17 protein-coding genes and 7 pseudogenes are annotated in these 20,227 nt (G+C 68.3%); 13 read left to right on the top strand and 11 right to left on the bottom strand.

All coding sequences use genetic code 11. The features are described from left to right. Positions 1-1,130: 1,130 nt before the first annotated feature. Positions 1,131-1,366, bottom strand: a pseudogene (gene tnpA / locus LMU33_RS24490) (IS200/IS605 family transposase); the annotation flags it as partial. On the opposite strand from tnpA, the gene LMU33_RS24495 reads away from it, so the two are divergent. Next, on the top strand, positions 1,253-1,489 hold the full coding sequence (locus LMU33_RS24495) for a hypothetical protein (RefSeq protein ID WP_228622961.1): 237 nt from the start codon (positions 1,253-1,255) through the stop codon (positions 1,487-1,489). The pseudogene tnpA and the gene LMU33_RS24495 overlap by 114 nt on opposite strands. 55 nt (positions 1,490-1,544) lie before the next feature. Here LMU33_RS24495 and LMU33_RS24500 read toward each other — a convergent pair whose 3' ends face one another. From LMU33_RS24500 to LMU33_RS24520, 5 genes and pseudogenes are all read right to left on the bottom strand, one after another. Then, entirely contained in the window at positions 1,545-2,114 is a 570-nt protein-coding gene (locus tag LMU33_RS24500; protein ID WP_228622944.1) for a DinB family protein, read from the bottom strand. 148 nt (positions 2,115-2,262) lie between these two features. Next, positions 2,263-2,370 (bottom strand): annotated as a pseudogene (locus LMU33_RS42050) (transposase); the annotation flags it as partial. A 62-nt stretch (positions 2,371-2,432) separates the two neighbouring features. Then, positions 2,433-2,897: pseudogene (locus LMU33_RS24510) on the bottom strand (transposase); the annotation flags it as partial. Between the two features lie 134 nt (positions 2,898-3,031). Then, a complete protein-coding gene (locus LMU33_RS24515) occupies positions 3,032-4,300 on the bottom strand; it encodes an IS110 family RNA-guided transposase (protein ID WP_228622780.1) in 1,269 nt (422 codons plus the stop codon). A 181-nt stretch (positions 4,301-4,481) separates the two neighbouring features. After that, positions 4,482-5,315: pseudogene (locus LMU33_RS24520) on the bottom strand (IS256 family transposase); the annotation flags it as partial. A 93-nt stretch (positions 5,316-5,408) separates the two neighbouring features. Between LMU33_RS24520 and LMU33_RS24525 the strand changes: the two are divergent. Beyond that, the gene (locus LMU33_RS24525) at positions 5,409-6,947 is read left to right on the top strand and encodes an ISL3 family transposase (RefSeq protein WP_249814206.1); all 1,539 of its coding nucleotides are present in this window, start codon (positions 5,409-5,411) and stop codon (positions 6,945-6,947) included. A 64-nt stretch (positions 6,948-7,011) separates the two neighbouring features. Next, a complete protein-coding gene (locus tag LMU33_RS24530; RefSeq protein WP_228622947.1) occupies positions 7,012-7,791 on the top strand; it encodes an IS5 family transposase in 780 nt (259 codons plus the stop codon). A gap of 9 nt (positions 7,792-7,800) precedes the next feature. Here LMU33_RS24530 and LMU33_RS24535 read toward each other — a convergent pair whose 3' ends face one another. Continuing rightward, positions 7,801-8,946 (bottom strand): FAD-dependent oxidoreductase, encoded by a 1,146-nt coding sequence (locus tag LMU33_RS24535; protein ID WP_228622781.1) that lies wholly within the window; start codon positions 8,944-8,946, stop codon positions 7,801-7,803. Positions 8,947-9,182: 236 nt separating this feature from the next. Between LMU33_RS24535 and LMU33_RS24540 the strand changes: the two genes are divergently transcribed. After that, positions 9,183-9,776: a TetR/AcrR family transcriptional regulator gene (locus LMU33_RS24540; protein WP_228622782.1), complete on the top strand. Its 594-nt coding sequence runs from the start codon at positions 9,183-9,185 to the stop codon at positions 9,774-9,776. Between the two features lie 255 nt (positions 9,777-10,031). On the opposite strand, the gene LMU33_RS24545 is transcribed toward LMU33_RS24540, so the two are convergent. Next, positions 10,032-10,886 carry a patatin-like phospholipase family protein gene (locus tag LMU33_RS24545; protein ID WP_228622783.1) on the bottom strand — a complete coding sequence of 285 codons (855 nt, stop codon included), beginning with the start codon at positions 10,884-10,886 and terminating at the stop codon, positions 10,032-10,034. An 83-nt stretch (positions 10,887-10,969) separates the two neighbouring features. On the opposite strand from LMU33_RS24545, the gene LMU33_RS24550 reads away from it, so the two are divergent. Next, positions 10,970-11,530 (top strand): TetR/AcrR family transcriptional regulator, encoded by a 561-nt coding sequence (locus tag LMU33_RS24550; RefSeq protein WP_228622784.1) that lies wholly within the window; start codon positions 10,970-10,972, stop codon positions 11,528-11,530. Between the two features lie 78 nt (positions 11,531-11,608). Continuing rightward, a pseudogene (locus tag LMU33_RS24555) lies at positions 11,609-12,505 on the top strand (transposase). A gap of 57 nt (positions 12,506-12,562) precedes the next feature. Here LMU33_RS24555 and LMU33_RS24560 read toward each other — a convergent pair. Continuing rightward, positions 12,563-13,552: a helix-turn-helix transcriptional regulator gene (locus LMU33_RS24560; RefSeq protein WP_228622785.1), complete on the bottom strand. Its 990-nt coding sequence runs from the start codon at positions 13,550-13,552 to the stop codon at positions 12,563-12,565. Positions 13,553-13,645: 93 nt separating this feature from the next. Between LMU33_RS24560 and LMU33_RS24565 the strand changes: the two genes are divergently transcribed. Then, a complete protein-coding gene (locus LMU33_RS24565; protein WP_228622786.1) occupies positions 13,646-14,044 on the top strand; it encodes a VOC family protein in 399 nt (132 codons plus the stop codon). Positions 14,045-14,383: 339 nt separating this feature from the next. On the opposite strand, the gene LMU33_RS24570 is transcribed toward LMU33_RS24565, so the two are convergent. Further along, positions 14,384-15,613 (bottom strand): IS701 family transposase, encoded by a 1,230-nt coding sequence (locus tag LMU33_RS24570; RefSeq protein ID WP_228622787.1) that lies wholly within the window; start codon positions 15,611-15,613, stop codon positions 14,384-14,386. Positions 15,614-15,713: 100 nt separating this feature from the next. Here LMU33_RS24570 and LMU33_RS24575 point away from each other — a divergent pair, with 100 nt between their 5' ends. From LMU33_RS24575 to LMU33_RS24590, 4 genes and pseudogenes are all read left to right on the top strand, one after another. Then, the gene (locus LMU33_RS24575) at positions 15,714-16,157 is read left to right on the top strand and encodes a zinc-binding dehydrogenase (RefSeq protein ID WP_249814221.1); all 444 of its coding nucleotides are present in this window, start codon (positions 15,714-15,716) and stop codon (positions 16,155-16,157) included. A gap of 101 nt (positions 16,158-16,258) precedes the next feature. Beyond that, positions 16,259-16,537, top strand: a complete 279-nt coding sequence (locus tag LMU33_RS24580) for a hypothetical protein (RefSeq protein ID WP_228622788.1) — start codon at positions 16,259-16,261, stop codon at positions 16,535-16,537. A 241-nt stretch (positions 16,538-16,778) separates the two neighbouring features. Continuing rightward, on the top strand, positions 16,779-17,282 hold the full coding sequence (locus tag LMU33_RS24585; RefSeq protein WP_228622789.1) for a hypothetical protein: 504 nt from the start codon (positions 16,779-16,781) through the stop codon (positions 17,280-17,282). Continuing rightward, positions 17,266-17,538: pseudogene (locus tag LMU33_RS24590) on the top strand (FAD-dependent oxidoreductase); the annotation flags it as partial. The gene LMU33_RS24585 and the pseudogene LMU33_RS24590, both read left to right, overlap by 17 nt. 29 nt (positions 17,539-17,567) lie before the next feature. Here the strand turns inward: LMU33_RS24590 and LMU33_RS24595 are convergent. Beyond that, positions 17,568-18,701 carry an IS630 family transposase gene (locus tag LMU33_RS24595; RefSeq protein ID WP_228622790.1) on the bottom strand — a complete coding sequence of 378 codons (1,134 nt, stop codon included), beginning with the start codon at positions 18,699-18,701 and terminating at the stop codon, positions 17,568-17,570. 87 nt (positions 18,702-18,788) lie between these two features. Between LMU33_RS24595 and LMU33_RS24600 the strand changes: the two are divergent. After that, positions 18,789-19,106, top strand: a pseudogene (locus LMU33_RS24600) (oxidoreductase dimerization domain-containing protein); the annotation flags it as partial. Between the two features lie 230 nt (positions 19,107-19,336). Continuing rightward, positions 19,337-19,996, top strand: coding sequence for an alcohol dehydrogenase catalytic domain-containing protein (locus LMU33_RS24605; protein ID WP_228622962.1), 660 nt, complete (start codon positions 19,337-19,339; stop codon positions 19,994-19,996). Positions 19,997-20,227 lie beyond the last annotated feature (231 nt).

A 20,227-nucleotide genomic window follows, 5' to 3' on the forward strand; every position in this document is an offset into this window, starting at 1 on the left:
GACTCGAGGCGTCTCCCTGGCCGGGAAGCCGCCCTCCGGCCCTCATTCACCGGCGCAGCGTCAGCCCAGGGAGACCCCCCAACTGCTCCCGGGACGCGGCGGTGAAGCGGGCCCAAAACGCCGGGCACCCAAGCCTGTCTCACCCCTTCAGGCCGAAGGCGGCGAGCGCTCGGTGGGGCGCCGGGATACTTCGAGCGGCCGGCCCGGCAAGCACTGTTCGCCCCAGATCACCTTGCCCGAGGCGTTAGGACCACTCCCTCCCCCCGGCGAGCCGGGACACGAGATAGTCGAACTGCCAGGCGCGCTGCACGGCCCGGCGGATGCCCATACCGCTGGCGGCAGGAGGTCGGCGCACTTGAGCCGGCGGACCCGGAAACATCCGCGCGGACCACAGGCCGACGCCGCACACCGCGGTGCCGCGAGCGCAGCGGCGTCGTCGATGCCTGCATGTCCTCCAGGCCGATGGCCCCACCGCCTGGCGCCGGGCGAGGTCGTGCAGGTGGCTCGCCATGGCCCGGGACAGTCCGCAGAAGCGCAGACCCCCCACGTCCAGGACGAGGAGCCCCTCGAGGCTGACGGAGCCGCCCGCCACGGCGGTAGATGGTGAGGGCCGCCGCGGTGGAGATCTGTTGGCCCACGATGTGCAGGGCCATGTCCTCGAAGTTCGTCGACGACGGGTAGTCGCGCTCCGCCCAGGTGAACGGGTCGGGCCGCCCGACCCGCTCGGCGAGCTGCGCGAGGACGGGATCCGCGGCGGCCAGATGGTCGTAGGCCGCTGTATCGCGGAGAGGCAAAGCTGCGCCATGCATGTCGTGGCGGAGCGATGCGGCCGGCCTCGCCACGTGCGTGGTCCCTGCGGCACTGACAGCCGCGCTGCCGGGCCTGGGCCTGGGCAGGAGCGGCCCATGCGGCCGGCTTGCCCGCGAACGTCCTCCCTCACGACCGGTCGCCGGCCCCCGGTCTTCCCACGCGCGGCTCCCGGCACCCCTGAGTACCTGAAGAGCGCGTGCCGGGTGCGCCCTCGGCATCTACCTTTGGTCTTGGCCAGTGCTCCGGCGTTCACGCCGGGGGCGAAGGCCGTCTCAGAACTGCTCTGACCCGCGCGTGAGTATGGGTTCGCAGTGCTCAGCTCAGCCCACGGGGCGCTTCTGGTTCTCGATGTACTGCTTCACAACGGTCAGGGGTGCCCCGCCGCAGCTTCTGGCGAAGGAGGAGCCGGACCAGAAGTGTCCGCCCACAGGTACCTGCGGACGTGCGCGTCGTACTCCTTGCGAAGCAGGCGGGAGACTCCCTCGAGGGAGTCGACCGGGTTGGGGAGCTGAACCTTTGCCGGGTAGTGCACGAGCAGGTGTACGTGATCGTGCTGCACGCGGCGGAGGGCGGCCGCGATGTTGCTGTGGCCGTCCTGGCGGTGGACGCGGTCATGGGCTTCGACACCCACATGATCACTGGCGCCGTGCCTGCTCTCGCTTCCGGACGGGGCTTCTGAGGCTTTCACTTCGGGGTGACGTGCTCGTGGAAGCGGGTGTAACCCCCGGCCCTCGTCACTGGCCCACCCTCCCGTCGATGCGCTCGCGCAACAGGTCGGCGTGCCCGCAGTGACGGGCGTACTCCTCGATCCTGTGCACCATCAGCTCCCGAACTGCGATCCGGTCCTTCCCCAGACGCTCGCCCAGATCCGGGTGCTCGGCCAGCGCGGCATCGGTCGCGGCCTGCTCGCGCCCCAGAGCGGAAAACGCGGCGTCGACCTCGGCCTGCTCGGCGACAGCTGCGTCGAAGTCCGCGTCCTTCTCGCCGTACAGCGTCGGCAGCGGGTCACCGTCGCTGATCCAGTTGCGCCAGTCCCGTTCCACCTCTGCGAGGTGCCGAACCAGGCCGAGCAGCGACATCGTCGACGGCGGAACCGACCGACGCGCGAGTTGCCGCGCATTCAGGCCCTCGCACTTCATCCGCAGGGTCATGCGGTAGTTCGTCAAGAAGTCCTGCAGCGTCGCAAGTTCGCCGTCCGGGCCGGGACCTTCTGTGTTGCGGGGGTCGTCATCCGGATTGGCCCACATGTCGGGGTAGACGGTTGCCTGGCTCCATCGCGCGGGTTGGTCACTCATACGTTGCATGTTCGTCTGTGACGGCCCAAGCCAGCCACTGGGTTTTCGCTTCGAGGTGATGTCACCCACCCGCACGTCACCTCGAAGTGAAAGCCTCGGTTGTGGCTCTCGGGCGCGGAGGAGACACCACCGCGTTTCCCTATCAATCACCCAACTCCACTTCTCCCAGAGACCCTGGCATCTCATCGGTGAACGCCTTCCGCCGATACTTGGTGACAAACACCAAGTGGACATCAAGGTTGTAGACGACGTGACGTCCGCTTCGAGCAAGCCGTGGCTGGGCGAGGAGGGTCTGTGTAGCGAACGGTGGAACTCAGTCGGAGTTGTTCAGCGGCGTCCGGCGGTGAGCCGGCCGTCGAAGGTGATGTCGAAGGCTTGGAGTGCGGCCTTCCAGCGCATGGTCCAGCGTTTGCGTCCGGTGCCGGTCGGGTCCAGGCTCATGACGGCCAGGTAGACGCATTTGAGGGCGGCCTGGTCGGTGGGGAAGTGTCCCCGGGCCCGGACGGCCTTGCGGATGCGCGCGTTGATGCTCTCGATCGCGTTGGTGGTGCAGACGATCTTGCGGATCTCCACGTCGAACCGGAGGAAGGGCACGAACTCCGCCCAGGCCGCCTCCCAGAGCCGGACGATCGCCGGATACTTCCCGCCCCAGGCGTCGGTGAACTCCACGAACCGCTCGAGCGCGGCGTCCTCGGTCGGCGCAGTGTAGACGGGCCTGAGCGCCTTCGCGATCTTCTCCCAGTCCTGCCGGGCCGCGTAACGGAAGCTGTTCCGCAGCAGGTGAACGATGCAGACTCCCCCTGTCAACCTTCCGGTTTGTGGATCACGAGGCGTTTGTTCTTTCGGCAGGGTTGCGCGCATGCCAAAGAGCCGAGGGTCGATGACGTGATCATCCCGCGGCTTCGGTCAGACGGGCCAGGAGGTCTTCAGGCTGTCAGGTCGGCCTCCGGGCGGTTGCCGACGTGGAGGTCGGGGTCGTAGAGGGTGTGGTCCTGCCAGCAACGCCAGAGAACGCGGACCCAACGGGCGCCGAGGCCGCGGATAGCGCGGTTGTGGGGCTGACGGCGGGACCTGGCCTGCTCGTATGCCTCGCGCACCCAGGGCACTTCGCGAGCCATATTGAAGACCCACCAGTCCACCGCGTGGCGCATTCGCTTGTTGGCTGCGTAGCGGAAACGGACCTGCCGGGTGCGGCCGGAGGACCGGGTGACCGGGGCGACTCCGGTCTCGGCCATGAGTGCAGCCGGGGTGGGGAAACGATCGCGGTCCTCGCCCATCTCGGCCAGCAGAGTTGCCGCGCAGGAACGGCCCATGCAGGGGAAACTGAGGAAGATGGGCGCGTCGGGGTGCGTAACCAGGAGCTCGTCGATCCGTTTGTTGAGGATGCGGATGTGGTCGTTGAGCAGGGCGAGTTGCTCGGCGAAGAGCACGGCGGTCAGCTGCTTGCCGGCGACCGTGCCTGGGGCTGCGGACAGCAGGTGCGTACGCAGTCGTTCCACCAGCACTTCGGGGCGAGTGCGCCCGGAGTAGCCGTGACGGCCGGTGAACGCCTTCATTCGCTCAGGACCGACGCGGCGGGCCTGCTCAGGGGTGGGGTAGTCCTGCAGGAACGCGAGACTGATGTCGCGGTCGAGGGAGGAGAACAGGTGCAGCACGGCCGGGTGGTAGGACTCGAGGATGGCCCGCAGCTGGTTCTCCAGGTCGCGCTGGTTCCAGACGACGCGTTCGCGATCGCGGATGACGGCCCGCAGCTCGGCCAGCTTCGGTGAGGCGACCGGCAGCGGCCGCCAGTGCCGGTATTCGTGCCGGAGAGTGTCAGCCAGGACGAACGCGTCGAAGGCATCGTCCTTCTTCGGTGCCATCCGGTAGCGTTCCCGCGCTCGCGCGGAGACCTTCGGAGAGACGCAGTAGAGGGTGTGACCCGCGGCTTGAAGGCGCTCGACCAGCAGGCCCTCGCCTCGTTCGATGGCTATCCCGGCCAGTGGTGCGTGACGGCGCAGGTGCCGGTCCAGACGCTCGAGGCCGTCAGCGGTGTGCGCGTAGCGCCTTTGGTGCACGACCTGGCCGGCCTCGTCCACAAGGCAGAGCTGCTGATGGGCGTTGCCCCAGTCGACGCCGGCGAAGACCCCACCCGGATCTGTGGTGTTGGTGGGTAACGAATGGTCCATGGATACCGTCCTGTCGGTCCTGGTCACCGGCTGGGCGGCCCCGCTGGTACCTCATCCCGGCGCTCGAGGCGCGACTCCCGCTGGCCAGTTCGCGGCCCGCCTCCAGCGGGAGGGACTGGTCTGCATGGGGGCCTCGAAGGCAACGCGTCTGCATAGGTCCTCTCCCGCTGGCGCGGTGACCGGCGGGGAATTCCCGCCACCAAGGAGTGTGCACGGATGAGGTCTGGACGATCGTCGCAGGCCAGACGGTGTTCACGGCGTCCGGGAGGCCGGTCAGGCCGTCGCAGACCAGCATCAGGACATCGGCCGCGCCGCGGTTCTTGATCTCGGTCAGGACCTGGAGCCAGTACTTCGCGCCCTCCCCGCCATCGCCGATCCACAGGCCTAGGATGTCCCGGTGTCCCTCGGCGGTGACCGCCACCGCCATGTAGACAGGCCGGTTGGCGACCTGCCCATCCCTGACCTTCACGTTCACGCAGTCAATGAAGACGACCGGATAGACGCTGTCCAAGGGACGGTTCTGCCATTCGCTCATGCCGGCCATCACGCTGTCGGTGATCGTGGAGATCGTGGACTTGGAGATCTCGGCGCCGTACACCTCGGCGAGATGCGCGGAGATCTCCCCGTGCGTGAGCCCTTTCGCCGACAGCGACAGGACCATCTCGTCCACCCCGCCCAGACGCCGCTGCCGCTTCTTGACCAGCTGCGGCTCGAACGACCCGGCCCGGTCCCGCGGCACCGCGATCTCGACCGGCCCCGACTCGGTGATCACCGTCTTGGATCGGTGTCCGTTGCGGTAGTTCTCCCGGCCGCCCTCGGCCCGCTCACCGGGCTCGTGGCCCAGATGATCGGTGAGTTCGCCTTCCAGCGCGGACTCCAGCACCCGCTTCGTCAGCTGCTGCAGCAGGCCGCCCTCCCCGGTGAGCTTCACCCCACCAGCCTGGGCCCGGGCCACCAGCTCGGCGACCAGCCCGTCATCCACGGCGCCCGCTCCACTCACAGCGGCCTTCCCAGCCTCGGTGTCACTCGTCACGTCAGTCATCAACTGTCGCTTCCAGCTTGGGAGTTACACCACTCACCGGGCTCTGTACCGTAGTCGGTGGTAACGGCATGCGACGGGCATCGTTGGCGCTATATGGGTGATGACAACTACCTTGTGGCAACGGTGTTTTCAGGGCTGTCGGCGTTGGTCATCGATGATGTGGCAGACGATGGTGAGGTGATCCGGGTCTTGGCCCGGACACGGGATGTTCCCGTTCCCTGCCCGATGTGCGGGGTGCTGACAGGGAAGGTGCACGGATACCACGGCCGGACGGTGGGGGACGTGCCAGTGGATGGCCGTCGCGTCGTGATACGTCTACGGGTCCGGCGCCTGGTCTGTCCGGTTCTGGGCTGTCGACGGCAGACCTTCCGCGAGCAAGTCCCCGGTCTGCTGGAACGCCTGCAGCGTCGCACCACGCGTCTGGCCAGCCAGGTCTCGGGAGTGGTCAAGGAGTTATGCGGCCGGGCGGCCGCCCGGCTCACGTCCCTGCTGGCATTTCCGGTCTCCTGTGCCACTGCTCTGCGTCTGCTGCGGCGTATCCCCATCCCGACGGTCCCTGTCCCGCGGGTGATTGGGGTCGACGACTTTGCCCTGCGCCGGCGCCACCGCTATGCGACGATCGTCATCGATGCCGAAACGGGCCGGCGCGTCGACGTGCTGCCCGACCGCGAGGCCGCCACATTGACAGCCTGGCTGCGCTCTCGTCCTGAGGTCGAGGTCGTGTGCCGGGACGGCTCGACCACCTACGCCGAGGCCATCCGCCAGGCCCTGCCCGACGCGGTTCAGGTCAGTGATCGCTGGCATGTGTGGCACAACCTGTGCGACAAGGTCCAGGCCGAGGTCCGCGCCCACGCCCCGTGCTGGGCCACCATCAATCCGCCCCGCCCCGGCGGCATCCGCGAGCAGACCACTCGCGAGCGCTGGCACAAGGTCCACGCCCTGCTCGGCCAGGGCGTCGGCCTGCTGGACTGCTCCCGCCGCCTGGACCTGGCCCTGAACACCGTCAAGCGCTACGCCCGCATCCCCGAGCCTCCCACCGAGCGCATCACTCCGCGCTACCGCCCCACTCTGGTAGACCCCTACCGCGAGCATCTGCGCACGCGACGCGCGGCCGAGCCCGGCGTGCCCGTCACCCACCTCCTGCACGAGATCAGGGAACTGGGATATACCGGCAGCGCCAACCTGCTGGTTCGCTACCTCAACCAGGGCCGCGCCGAAGGCGACCGCCCCGTGACCACCCCCCGCCGTCTTGCCCGGCTCCTGCTCACGCACCCCGAACACCTACGGACGAAGGACACCGATCTGCTCGGGCTGATCACTGCGGCCTGCTCCGAGATGACTGAACTTGCGGCACTCATCCGTGACTTCGCCGTCCTGCTGACCCCTGCCGGCAGCAACGACTCCAAGCTCACCGACTGGATCACTCAGGCCCGCGGCGCCGACCTGCCCCACCTGCACAGCTTCTGCAACGGCCTCGAACTCGACCGTGCCGCCGTCAACGCCGGCCTGACCCTGCCGTGGAGCAACGGCCGTACCGAGGGCGTCAACACCCGCACCAAACGGATCATGCGGCAGATGCACGGCCGTGCAGGTTTCGAACTCCTCCGCCACCGCATTCTGCTCAGCACATAGCCACACAACGTCACCACCGACTACGGTACAGAGCCACTCACCGTACAGACCCGTCGAGGACGGTCTGTGGGAGCGGATCGAGCCGCTGCTGCCGGTGGTCGAGCGGCGTTTCCGGTATCCGGGGCGTCGGCGTATCGATGACCGTCGGGTGCTGTGCGGGATCCTGTTCGTGCTGTACACCGGCATCCCGTGGCGGTACCTGCCGCAGGAGCTCGGCTTCGGATCGGGGATGACCTGCTGGCGGCGGCTGCTGGACTGGAACGAGGCCGGGGTGTGGCAGCGGCTGCACGAGCTGCTGCTGGCCGAGCTGCGGTCGGCCGGGATGTTGGACTTCTCCCGGGCTGCCGTCGACTCTTCGCACTTGCGCGCGATGAAGGGCGGGCCGGCCACCGGACGCTCCCCGGTGGACCGGGGCAAGACCGGCAGCAAGCACCACGTGATTGTCGAGGCGCACGGAATCCCTCTGGCGGTGTCCCTGACCGGTGGAAACCGTAACGATGTCACACAGCTAATCCCGCTGATCCAGGCCGTTCCGCCGATTCGTGGCAGGAGCGGCCGAGCCCTGCGCCGCCCCCGCCGGGTCTACGCCGACCGCGGCTATGACCACGACGTCTACCGCGACAAGGTCCGCCGGTTCGAAATCACCCCGGTTATCGCCCGACGCGGCGCCGAATACGGCTCCGGCCTCGGAGTCCACCGCTGGGTCGTAGAGGGCGCGGTCGCGCTGCTGCACTGGTTCCGACGCCTTCGCATCCGCTGGGAGATCCGCGACGACATTCACCAAGCCCTCGTCACCCTCGGCTGCGCCATCATCTGCTGGCGACGGCTGAAGACCTCAGTCTGATCCCAGTTCTCAGGGCTGGGCGTCGTTGTCGCTGCCGAAGTCGGGTACGCCTGCGGACAGCAGGTGCTCGGCGCCGCCTTCGAGGGCCTTGGCCGTCTCGGTAGAGCGGGGGAGCATGGTCTTCTCGTAGGTGCGGATCGCGTCGTCGATGGTGGCGGAGTTCGCGAGAGCGAGGGCGATTTCGCTGGCGTCGAGCATGGCGAGGTTGACGCCGACGCCGAGCGGGGGCATGAGGTGGGCGGCGTCGCCGAGCAGGGTCACCGTCGGGTTGTGTTCCCAAGCGTGCGGGACAGGGAGGGCGAAGATCGGGCGGTCGATGTAGGGGCCGTCGTTTTCGGCGATCATCTGGTGCATGCGGGGCGACCAGTGGGCGTACTCGCCGAGGAGCAGGGCGCGGATGCCATCGGTGTCCTCGACGGTCAGGCCGCTCGTGCTGATCCAGTCGACCGGGACTCGTCGGATGATGTAGACGCGGATGTGGTTTCCGCTGTTGCGCTGGGCGAACAGGCCGCGCTCGCCGTCGGCTGCGTGGGCGCTGCCCTGGCCGACCAGGTCGGCGATGCCCGGGTGCCGGTTCTCGACGTCTGAGAACCATGCTTCCAGGAAGCTCACCCCGGTGTACTCGGGGGTGGCGGGGGACAGGGCCGGGCGTACCCGGGAGGAGGCGCCGTCGGCGCCGATGACCAGATCGGTCTGGATGGTCGTGCCGTCGGTGAAGTGCAATTGCCGCGGTCCGTCGTCGGGTCCGCTGATCGTGTCGAGGGCGTGGCCCCAGTGCACGGTTCCCGGTTGCAGGGAGTCGAGCAGCAGGTTGCGTAGCTGTCCGCGGTCGATTTCCGGCTTGAACAGTTCGTCGATCTCGGGGACTTGATGGGACGTGATCGTGCCGATCGGGTCCATCTGGCGCATTTCCTGCCCTTCGGGGCGAGCGAGCTTGAAGAACTCGTCGAACAGGCCGGCTTCGCGCAGGGCGATCTGGCCGTTGTCGGCGTGCAGGTCGAGCGTGCCGCCCTGGTTGCGCGCGTCGGGGCCCGGGTCGCGGTCGTAGACGGTGACCGCTATGCCGCGCTGCTGGAGGATGCGGGCGCAGGTCAGTCCTCCGGGGCCGGCACCGATGATGCTGATGCGGGCCCGGGCGGGCTCTGGGGAGTTCATGGTTGTTCCTTTCAGCCGGCGAAGAGGGGGCGAGCAGGGCCGGGCATCTTCGACCTCGGCACCGGACGTGCCACGCAGGGGGCCACCCCGATGAACAGGTCGGCGCGGTGCAGACGATGACGAGGCCGACGGCGATGTGCCGGTCAGGTACGCACAGCGTCCATAAAATCAGAGCAAGTAGAAAAGTACAACGACTCTACTTAGCGATTGATTCGACTGTCGGGTACGCTCTAACCATGACCGTGCCCTCTGTCAGCCGCCGCGACCGCAAGAAGGCGGCCACCCGGCAGGCGATCGCCGACGCCGCACTGCAACTCTTCTTGGAGCGCGGCTACGATCAGGTGAGCATCCGTGACATCGCCGACGCCGCCGACGTGTCGACCGCTACAGTGTTCAAGCACTTCAGCGGCAAGGAGGCGCTGGTCTTCGACCAGGACGAAGACCGAGAGTCACAATTGATCGCTGCGGTGCGGCAGCGGCCCTCTGGGCAGAGCATCCTCGATGCCCTCCGACAGCACGTGCTGGACACCTGGCCAGCGATCGGGGCACATCCTCAGGCGGCCGAGTTCACCAACCTGGTGAACTCAACACCGGTGCTGCGCGCCTACGCCGAACGCATGTGGACCCGGTACACCGACAGCCTCAGCGCAGCCATCGCAGACGAGTTCGGCGTGGACCACGACAACCTCGCGTGTGTAGCCATTGCCCGATTCGTACTCGAGATCCCGGTCCTCGCTCGCGGCCGGCAGGACCGCCAGGCCGCCGTCGGGGCACTCTTCGACATCCTCACCCACGGCTGGGAGCCGCCTAGCAAGTCGCCCGGGCGGTAGACCCCTGGGCTGCTTCCTGAGCCTGCTCTCGACCAGCCTCGGCTTGCGCGTTTCGGTCGCACCCACCCCCTGCCTGGCAACGAGAACTGACATCCCGTCACCCCTGAGTGGCAAGCACCTCATTCTGATCCCAGTCCTAAAGGCCTCGGCTTCCTCGTCAAGCTGCCAGCGCAGGCATCCTCGTACTCCAGCGTTAGATCGTGATCCTGGCGACCGGACGACTTATTTTGGTGGCTGCTGGAGATCGGGCGGCGTTCAGTCAGTGTCGGATCCGGTGCTCCAGGCGAGGCGGAGCTGCTCTGCGGCATCGGCGGTTTGGCGAAGACCCGCCTGGTAGGCCGGTTCCCAGACCGTCCGGTCATTCAGGTCCGAGCCGAATGCGCGTATTGATGCCGGATCGGGCTCGATGGTCACCACTGTGTGCGCCGCGGCGACCGCAAGCTCCTGGTGCAGCAACTCGCGGGGAAACAGGTGCGCCTGCGGGTCGATCACGACGAGCGTGCGGGCTCCGGCCGCGAGTCCGGCATTGGTCGCCGACTGCAGGGAGCCGTCCATGTAACGGCGGCCGTTGATGGTGATCGGTGGGTAGATGCCCGGGAAGGCTGTGCTTGCCGCCACGGCGGAGGGCAGCGGCGCGCCACTCGCGCGGTCGAAGACCTCCGGCTCGCCGGTCTCGGCGTCCATCACGGGGATGAGCAGCTGCCGGTCCGGCCATTGGTCCGCGCCGACCATGGCGCACATCCGGGCGACATGTGCCTGCTCGGGGCCGGTCTCGGCAGCGAGCGCGATCTGGCCTACTCGGCGTCGCGCCTCGGCCGGGTCCGAGGCGGCATTACCGAGCACGGCGAACGCCTCTGCCAGCCGGCGCCTGTCCACTTGGGGAGGAATGCTGCCGGAGTCGGCGGGGCGCACTGGGGTGGCGAGCCGGTCGGGGTCCTGTTCGGTGGCCAGCAGTGCGGCGGTGATCGCGCCGGCCGAGGTGCCGACGATCAGTTCAGCCTCGCCGAGATCCACCCCGCCGCGGCGCAGTCCGCGGGCAAGCCCAGCCGTCCAGGCCGTGCCGACGAGACCTCCGGCGCCCAGTACGAGTGCCCGGTCGAGTGAGTGCACGACTGTCTCCCTCCCATTATTGAAACAGTCGTACCATATACTGACGCAGGCTCAGATCCGCAGGACCGAAAGGGTGATCCTCCGTGGGGCGACCCCCAGATCCCGCCCGACGGGAGGCCACGCTGGCGCGGGCAACCGATTACGTCCTGGCGCACGGACTGGCCGGGTTGAGCCTGCGGCCGCTCGCCGCCGCTCTCGACACCAGCCCGCGGATGCTGCTCTACGACTTCGGCAGCAAGCGGCAGTTGGTGTCAGCCGTCCTTGCCGAGGCCCGCCGCCGCGGTGCGACACGACTGGCTGAGAACCTCCCGGCGGAGGCAGCCTCGCCGGAGGAACACCTACGCGGCATCTGGGCCTGGGTCAGCGCACCCGAGCGCGCCCCGTTCGTCCGGCTGTTCTTCGAGGTGCACGCCGACGGCCTCGCTCACCCCGAGAACTACCCGGACCAGGCCGCGGCGATCACGGACTGGTTCCACACCCTCGGCGCCACATTCCGCGACATCACCACCGGCCCTGACGACACCGTTACTCCCACGTTGGTCATGGCCGTTATCCGGGGCCTCCTGTTCGATCTCACGACCACCGGGGACCGCGGCCGCACCGACCGTGCCCTGGACCGCTTCTGCGAACTCCTCCGTCATTGAATGAAGACCAACGATCACGCGGTGACCGCAGGTCACAGCGCAGACTCTGCCCGCTGGCAGGAGGCATTCCAGGCCCTGATGGACCGGATCGCGGGCCGGTTCACGAGGGTCGAACCCCGTCGGTGGACAAAGCGGTCGGTGCTCGGCCTGCTCTCGGATCTGCCCCGCAGGAACTGCTGGACCATCGCCGAGTGGGCCGGGGAGGCGACCACGGACGGCCAGGCGGTACTCGTGGTCGACGAGACCGGTGACGTGAAGAAGGGCAGCCATACGGTCGGCGTCAGCGCCAGTACACCGGCACAGCAGGGAGAAACTGCGCACCGCCCTGGAGTCACGCGGTACCGGCTACGTGCTCGCGGTCGTCTGCAACCACGAAATCATCACCCAGGCCGGGCAGTCCCGCCCGGATGCCCTGGCCAAGAAGATCCCCAAGCGGGCCTGGAGAAGCTGTCTGCCGGAGCCGGAGCCAAGGGGCAACGCTTCTACGACCGGGCCCACATCGACCTATCCATCACCGCTTCCGGCCACCGCCACCTGCTGATCCGCCGAAACCGCACCACCGGCGAACTCGCCTACTACCGTTGCTATTCGCCTCAACCAGTGCCACTGGCGACCCTGGTCCGGGTCGCTGGATCAAGGTGGCGAGTGGAGGAGACGTTCCAGTCCGGAAAGGGCTGGGCCGGACTGGACCAGCACCAGGTCCGCCGCTACGCATCGTGGTCTCGCTGGGTAACCCTCGCGATGCTCGCCCACGCCTTCCTCGCCGTCGTCCGCGCCGACGAACACACCCGCCGGCCCGCCAGGGACAAGCTGATCCCGCTCACTTGCAACGAGATCGCCCTCTTGTTCACCGTCCTCGTTGCCCAGCGCGTCCACGACACGGCCCACCGGCTCTGCTGGTCCCGCTGGAGACGCCGTCACCGGTCCCGATCTCAAGCGAGCCACTACCAACGGCGAGCCGCAGCCCCAGCATGATCACGATCTACCGCCGGAGTACCAGGTGTGCCGTCTCATGACATTGGTTCCTCGCTGTCAGGTTCGGCGGGCGTAGGACGTGAGGCGATCGGCGAGCGCGATGACGAGGTCGCGCAGCTCAGCGGGGCGCTCGATGACGAACGGCCGGTCGAGTGAGGCGAGTACCCGAGGCAACCAGTCGAGCTGTTGCGCCCGTAGCTCGACGCGCAGCCAGTGCTCGGCCGCCGGGTCCTGGCCGGCCGCGGGCTCGTACTCCTCCAGGCTCGCGACGCTGGCGGGGAGGTACGCGCGGATTTGCTCAACTGTCCCGTGGATCCGCAAGGTCACCTCATGCCGGTACTCGGCCGTGGCGAACCCCGACAACACGCGCTGTGCCGGATCGGGACCCATGGGTGCTTCGAATGAGCCGGGCAGGGTCCGCGCGTCTGCGATGCGATCGAGCCGGAAGGTTCGGTCCTCGCCGACCTGGGCGTCCTTGCCCGTGACGTACCACCGGCCCGCATGGGCGACGATCCCGTACGCGTGCAGTGTGCGTTCGCTGCGCCGTCCGTCGCGGTCGGTGTAGCGGATTGAGACCGGTCGGCGGTGGCGCACCGCATCGGCGATGGTGAGCAGGAGCCCGGCGTCCGGGTGGTCCAACTCGCCGGGGTGATCCGTGAAGGCGAGAGCTTCCAGGAGTGTGTCGAGCCGGCGGGCGATGTGCTTGGGCAGCACCCGCCGGATCTTCGCTGACGCCGTCTCGTTGGCCGTGCGCTCCGTCGTCGTCAGCCCTGCCTGGCGGCCGGCGACCAGGCCGAGCAGCACGGCCAGCGCCTCGTCGTCGCTGAGCATGAGGGGAGGCAAGCGGTACCCGGGAGCCAGCCGGTACCCGCCGTAGCGGCCGCGCACCGACTCGACGGGCACGTCCAGGTCGATCAGCTGGTCCACATACCGCCGCACAGTGCGCCCTTCGACGCCGAGACGGTCGGCGAGCTCGGCCACCGTCCGGGTGCCGCCCGACTGCAGCAGCTCCAGGAGTGTCAGCACGCGGCCGGTGGGGCGTGGCATGTTCGCAGTCTAACGCGAATACAGGACCGATTCTGTCCACTATTTCTCCTAGCCTGCGATGTGTACGCCTTCAGCACAGCCAAGGAGATCCCCATGGACTTCGTCTCGATCCGCATCATCACCAGCGACGTCGCACGCCTCGTCGAGTTCTACGAGCGAGCCACAGGGATGAAGGCGATATGGGCCACCGAGGACTTCGCCGAACTCAAGACCGCGGGCGCAACCCTCGCGATCGCCAGCACCCGCACGGTCCCGCTGTTCGCCCCGGGCTCTGCCCGCCCTGCGGACAACCACAGCGTGATCACCGAGTTCCTCGTCGACGACGTGGACCGCGTTCGCCAGAACCTGACCGGCTTCGTCACCGACTTCGTCAACGAGCCCACCACGATGCCCTGGGGCAACCGGTCGCTGCTGTTCCGTGACCCCGACGGCAACCTCGTCAACTTCTTCACGCCCGTCACCCCAGCGGCCATCGAAAAGTTCGCACGCTGACGCCACGCACAGCCGCTCACGCGGGAGACCCGAGATCCCAGGGCTCCCGGTGAACGCGGCCCCCGAGTCCAGGAGGGGGAAGCGGCTTCTGGGCCGAACGCGTTCTGATCAGCGCCGATCATGCGGCAGCCTGTCCACCCGGGCTGGACGCCGTGCACGCGGCGGCACTGCCGGTCAACGGACTCACCGCGTTGCAGGCCCTGGAGAAGCTGGACCTCAGCCTAGTAGTGCTTCGTTAGGTTCTGTTTCTGCTGGTCGGCAGGGGCCGGCCGCAGGTGGTGCAGGTGCCGGTCCAGCACCTCAACAGGTCCTGGAGCTCGTCGAGGACCTGGTAGAGGGTCAGGCCGGCATCTGGGCTTTTGGGTCGAGCCGCCGCAGGGTGAGGAAGGCCTGCGCGGCGGTGACGAGGGTGACGTGGTGGTGCCAGCCGCGCCAGGTGCGACCTTCGAAGTGGTCCAGGCCCAGGCCGTGCTTGAGTTCGCGGTAGTCGTGCTCGATCCGCCAGCGCATCTTCGCCCACCGGACCAGGTCGGCGATCGGGGTGGTGGCGGGCAGGTTGGTCATCCAGTAGCCGGTCGGCTCGTGAGCTTCTTCGGGCTGTTCGACCAGCAGGGTCCGCAGTGGCAGCACACCGTCCCACCGGTTGCGTCCTCCGGCCTGTTCCTGGGCGGTTCGGCAAGCTTCCTTGCCCGAGGGCCGCACCTGAAGCACGGCGAAGTGCGAGGTCATCTTGCCTTTGCTGCCCTGCCGCCAGGTGACCTCCTGGAACACGGCGGTCTCTTCGACGAGGCCTGGCAGCGGCCGGGGCGCCTCGCGGTATCGGGGCAGGGTCGGTGGGCCCAGCCCGCCATAAGCGGGTTGATACGGCTCGGCGTCGGCAGGTCGTGCGATCTCTTTAGGATCGACGGCCATGACATAGGCCCAGCCGCGTTGCTCCAGCGCGGGCCGGAAGGAGACGCTGCGGCCATAACCGGCATCGGCCACGATCACCGGCACGGTCAGGCCCTGCCCGGCCAGGCGGTCCAGCAGTCCCAGAGCCAGGTGCGTCTTCGACGCATGCCCGACCTCCTGGGGAATCCCGGCCCGCCGGCGCCGAGCGTCGTCACGTGTCCACTCCTCTGGCAGGAACAGCTCCCACTCCAGCGGGCACGATGCCGTGTCGGTGGCCGCGTGCACGCTGACCGCGACCTGGCAGTTCGCCCGCTTGCCCAACGCTCCGCAGTACTGCCGGGCCACCCCTGCCGAAGCGGTGCCGCACTTGGGGAACGACACGTCGTCGACGACCCACACCTCAGGGCGGATCGCCTTGCACAACCGCTCGGCGATCCGCCGCCGCACCGGCAGTGGGTCCCACGGCGACTGGTTCACGAACTGCTGCAGGGCCTGCATGTTGCCGTCCGGCAGCCGTTCGGCCATCGGCTGGATCGACTTGCGCCGGCCGTCCAGCATCAGACCCCGCAGATAGCACTCGCCCCACCGACGCTGATCCCGTCGCGGCACCGACCCGAAAACATCGGCAACGAACTCCGCTAACTCACCCCGGAGCCGTTCCACTTCCCCCAGCCTCACACCACGAAGATGCCCACCAGCAGGCGAGATCACTCGACGTAACGAAGCACTACTAGGACAGCGGCTCCTGATCACCAACGGAGGCGGGGCCACCGGAGCCCTGGCCATCCAGCTCGCCGCGGCCAAGGGTATCGAGGTGACCGCGACCGCGTCTGCCGCCGCCGCCGAGCGCCTGCTCGGTCTGGGAGCGAGGGAGGTCGTCGACTACCACGACCCGAACTGGTCGGCCAAGGTACGCGGCGGGTTCGACGCCGCCCTCATCATCGCCACCAGCACGGCGGACGCGGCCCTGCCCTTGGTGCGGGACGGCGGCCGGCTGTGCTCCCTGACCTCGGACGCGCCTCCGGAGGAACGAGGCATCACGAGTTGGGACCTGTACGTCGAGCCCAACGCCGCGCAGCTTGTCCAGCTGGCGGAGCAGGCCGCCGCGGGAACCTTGAAGCTCGCACCGGAACCCCTGCCGCTGAGCGAGGGACCGGCTGCGTTCGCCCGGGTGGTTACCGGACGGGCCGGCGGTAAGAAGATCGTGCTCACCCGAGCATGACCCGACCGGGCACCGCCCGATCCCGATGGTGGGCCACGGTGCCCGCCAGGCGGCGTATCAAATCTGACCCACTTGGTGATCTTCATCTGATCCTGGCCTTGGTGATCAAGGTCAGGAGGGAAGAGGTGATCCACGTGGAAGACTGGGCAGAGATCCGCTGGCTGCACCGGGCCGAGCAGATGCCGATCAGGGCGACCGCCCGGCACCTGGGTATCGCGAAGAACAGTGTTGTGCGCGCTCTGGCGCACGACCGGCCGCAGAAGTACGAGCGTCCGCTGCAGGGCTCGGCGGTGGGCGCGGTCGAGGTGCAGATCTGCGAGTTTCTGCGGGAGACGCCGACGATGCCCGCGACGGTCATTGCGGAGCGGATCGGCTGGTAGCGGGGGATGACGATCCTCAACGAACGCGTACGTGAGCTCAGACCGGCGTGTTTGCCGGTGGGCCCGGTGTCCCGGACGACGTATCGGCCGGGCGAGCTGGCCCAGTACGACCTGTGGTTCCCCGAGGCGGACATCCCGCTCCGCTGTGGGCAGACGGGCCGGCCGCCGGTCTTGGTGAGGGTGTCCGGCTACTCGCCGGTGATCGCCGCGAGGATGCTGACCTCGCGGCGGACCGGGGACCATGATCCTGGCCCCGGTACGGGAACCGTTGGCGATCGCCACCGCCGAGCACAACAATTGCACCTACTGCCTCTCCGTACACACCTGCATAGAGGCATACGTCGCCAAGGTCGACGCCGAGGAACTGGAGTGTGCCCGCCACGCCGAGTCCGCCGAACCGCATGCTGCCGCAGTGCCGGCCCTGTCCGACGCCATCCCGCGGCGCCGGCCATATCGACGAGACGCAGCTCAAGACGGCCCGGGCCGTGAGGGCCACCGACGCCGAGATCGGCGAGTGGTGGGCAATCTGGCGTTGAACATCCTTACGAAGTACTTCAAGGTCCTCGCCGACACCGGCAACGAATGGCCGGTCCTCACCCGCACACCCACGGCTGACCGACGCGCCCTGGCCTGGTCGGCGAGCCCCCGGCAGTTGCGACCAGGCTTGACGGGCGGTGTCAGCACCACCTCGACCGTCCTCAGGCACTCCCAGCAATGCGAGGAAGAACATGAGCGAAGTGGATGAAACCCAGGAAGGCACCACGTACGACGTGGTCGTGCTGGGTGCAGGCCCGGTCGGTGTGAACGTCGCCGACCGTGCCCGGGTCGCCGGCCTCTCCGTAGCGGTAGTGGAACGGGAACTGGTCGGCGGCGAATGCTCCTACTGGGCGTGCGTGCCCAGCAAGGCGCTGTTGCGGCCGGTGATCGCGGTGGCCGACGCGCGCCGGGTGGACGCCGCCCGGCAGGCCGTCACCGGACGTCTCGACACCGACGGCGTGGTTCGTCCAGGGCCGGGCATCCTAGTGCCGCATCAAGCAACGTTCGCCCTGTTCACTACCTCGCGGAGGCGGTTGTCGGCGGCATGCTTGTTCCGCCAGATGACGTAGCGACGGATCATGCTTCCCTGCTCCTTGTGACTGGCGTGGTCGGTGCCGTCGAGGGCGAAGTAGCGCAGGGCGGTGAACTGGGCCTCGATCCGGTTGAGCCAGGAACTGTTTGTCGGGGTGTAGGCGATCTCCACGTTGTTCGCCGCCGCCCACGTCCCGACTCGCTGACACCGCTTCGTCGTCAAGTGCGGTGAGTAGTTGTCGCAGACGATGGCGATGCGTACGTCCCTCGGGTGCAGGGAGCGCAGGTAGCGGCAGAACTCCAGGAACTTCGACCTGTTCTTGGTCTTCTTGATGTGCCCGTAGAGCTGGTCTTTGGCCAGGTCGTAGGCGGCGAACAGGTGGCGGACCCCGTGAGGGCGGGTGTAGGTCGCCCGGCGGCGAGGACGGGGCTCGCGGTCGGGGTCCTTGTGTCTGCCGCCGCGTTCGGCCCAGTGCCGGCCAGGGTGCGGCTGGAGGTTGAGCGGCCCGAACTCATCCATGCAGAAGATGACTTCGGGCTCGCCTTCCTCGGGTATGACGTCACCGTCGGCGATCGCATAGAGGTGTTCGACACGGGCCTTCTTGGTCGCGTAGTCGGGGTCGCGGGAGGTCTTCCAGGTCTTCATGCGTTGAAATGAGACGCCCTCCTCGCGGAGCATGATCCGAAGGCCCTCGTGGCTGATGTCGTCGACCACCCCCTCGGCGACCAGGAAGTCGGCCAGCTTGGCCAGGCTCCAGGTCGAAAACGGCAGGCCGTGCTCGGCCGGCCTGGACTTGGCGATCTTCTTGATCTCCCGGCGTTCGGGGAGAGTGAAGGTCTTCGGCCGGCCACCCTTGTACTTCGGGTAGAGCGAGTCGAACCCGTCCGTGTTGAAGTTGTGGATCACATCCCGGACCCGGTCGTCGCTGGTGAACGTCACCTCGGCGATCTTCGTCACGGGCATGCCCTGCGCGGATAACAGCACCATCTGAGCCCGCCGCCAGGTCACCACCGAACCGGTGCCCCGGCGGATGATCCGCAGCAACCGCCTGCCCTCGTCGTCATCAAATTCCCGGACCCGCACGCGTTCAGCCACGTGATCATTCTGGCCGTCTGGGGCTTCCCGGCGCAGCAACTGGGCGACACATTACGACAGGGCGAACGTTGCTTGATGCGGCACTAGAGCGCCGCACAGGCGGTCGACGTCGGCTACCGCATCAAGACCGTCGACCTGGACTTCAACGCCGCCCAGGGCGCCAACCTCTACGCCGACGGCTACCGGGGCCATGCCCGGCTGGTTGTCGACCTCGACCGGGAAGTTCTCCTCGGAGTGACGTTCGTCGGCCCGGGCGTCAGTGAACTCCTGCACTCGGCGACCATCGCGGTCGCCGGCGAGGTCCCGATCAAACGGCTCAGGCATGCGGTCGCCTGCTTCCCGACCGTCAGCGAGATCTGGCTCTTCCTCCTCGCCGCCTACCGGCACGATCAGGAGACGCTGTAGGCCACCGCCAACTGACACCCTCGCCTCCCCGGTCCGGGGCCCTCGACGCGGCCGCACGCACAGGACTGGCAGCGACCCGGTAACCCGAGCTGACGAAAGGACGAGGAGCGAAAAGCAAGCGGGGTCTCCGCGCCCGGGGCGAGGGAGGTCATCCTCCTCAACCTTTCCGAGCCCCCGGCGTCCAGCACCGGCCGGGTACTCATCGAGGTCGAGGCCGCCGGCGTGGGGCCGTGGGACAGGCTGCTGAACACAGCGGCCGGGATGTCGGCCTGCGTCCCCCCGCCGCACTGGGCGTCGAGGGCGGCGGCCGGATACGCACCGTCGGCGCCGGTGTCCAGGGGATCTCCGTCGGTGACCGTGTGGTGGCGCATGAGGCGCCGCTTCCGGGCGGCAGCGGCTTCTGGGCCGAGCAGGTCCTTGTCACCGCCGCCCACAAAACCCCCGTACCCAGCGAACTGGAACCCGCCGCGGCGGCCGCACTCCCCGTCAACGGCCTCACCGCACTGCAGGCCCTGGAGACGCTGGGGCTCACCACAGGGCAACGCCTTCTGATCACCAACGGAGGCGGCAGCACCGGCTCCCTGGCCATCCAGCTGGCGGCGGCCGCCGGCGTGGAGGCGACGGCAACAGCCTCGCCCTCCGCCGAGGGGCGCCTGCGCAGCCTCGGAGCCGCCGAGGTCATCGATTACCACGTGCTGGCATGGCCTCGACGAGCACACCGGCCACCGCCCCAAGACAGCGACCTGACCCGCGTCGTCGCCGTCCTCGCCCGGGCCCAGCAGGACGCGATCTGGAATCGCCAGCGTGCGACACGAAGTCACACCAGAGAAGTGAGGACAGCCGCATGGAGGGAAGCTCGGAGCGAGGGTCGGCACCGGAGCGGCTCCTGACCGTGGTGAGGACGGTGAGAGTGCGACGGACATCCGTTCGCGTTCCGTCCTGTTCGCGGTGGCCGCGGCAGAGGTCGTCGAGCGCCGTGGGGGCCCAGTCCGGGGCGCCGGGGCGCTGCGTGTCGGCGAGGTAGTCCTCGGCGCCGGCCGCCGGCAGGGCCGGGGGAAGGGCCGCGTGGTGGCCGAGGCGGCGGGCGTCGAGGGCGGCACTGATGAGCGCCTGCTCCGGCG

Origin of the sequence: Streptomyces barringtoniae, from assembly GCF_020819595.1 — a bacterium.
In the GTDB taxonomy this organism is placed as follows: Bacteria; Actinomycetota; Actinomycetes; order Streptomycetales; family Streptomycetaceae; genus Streptomyces; species Streptomyces barringtoniae.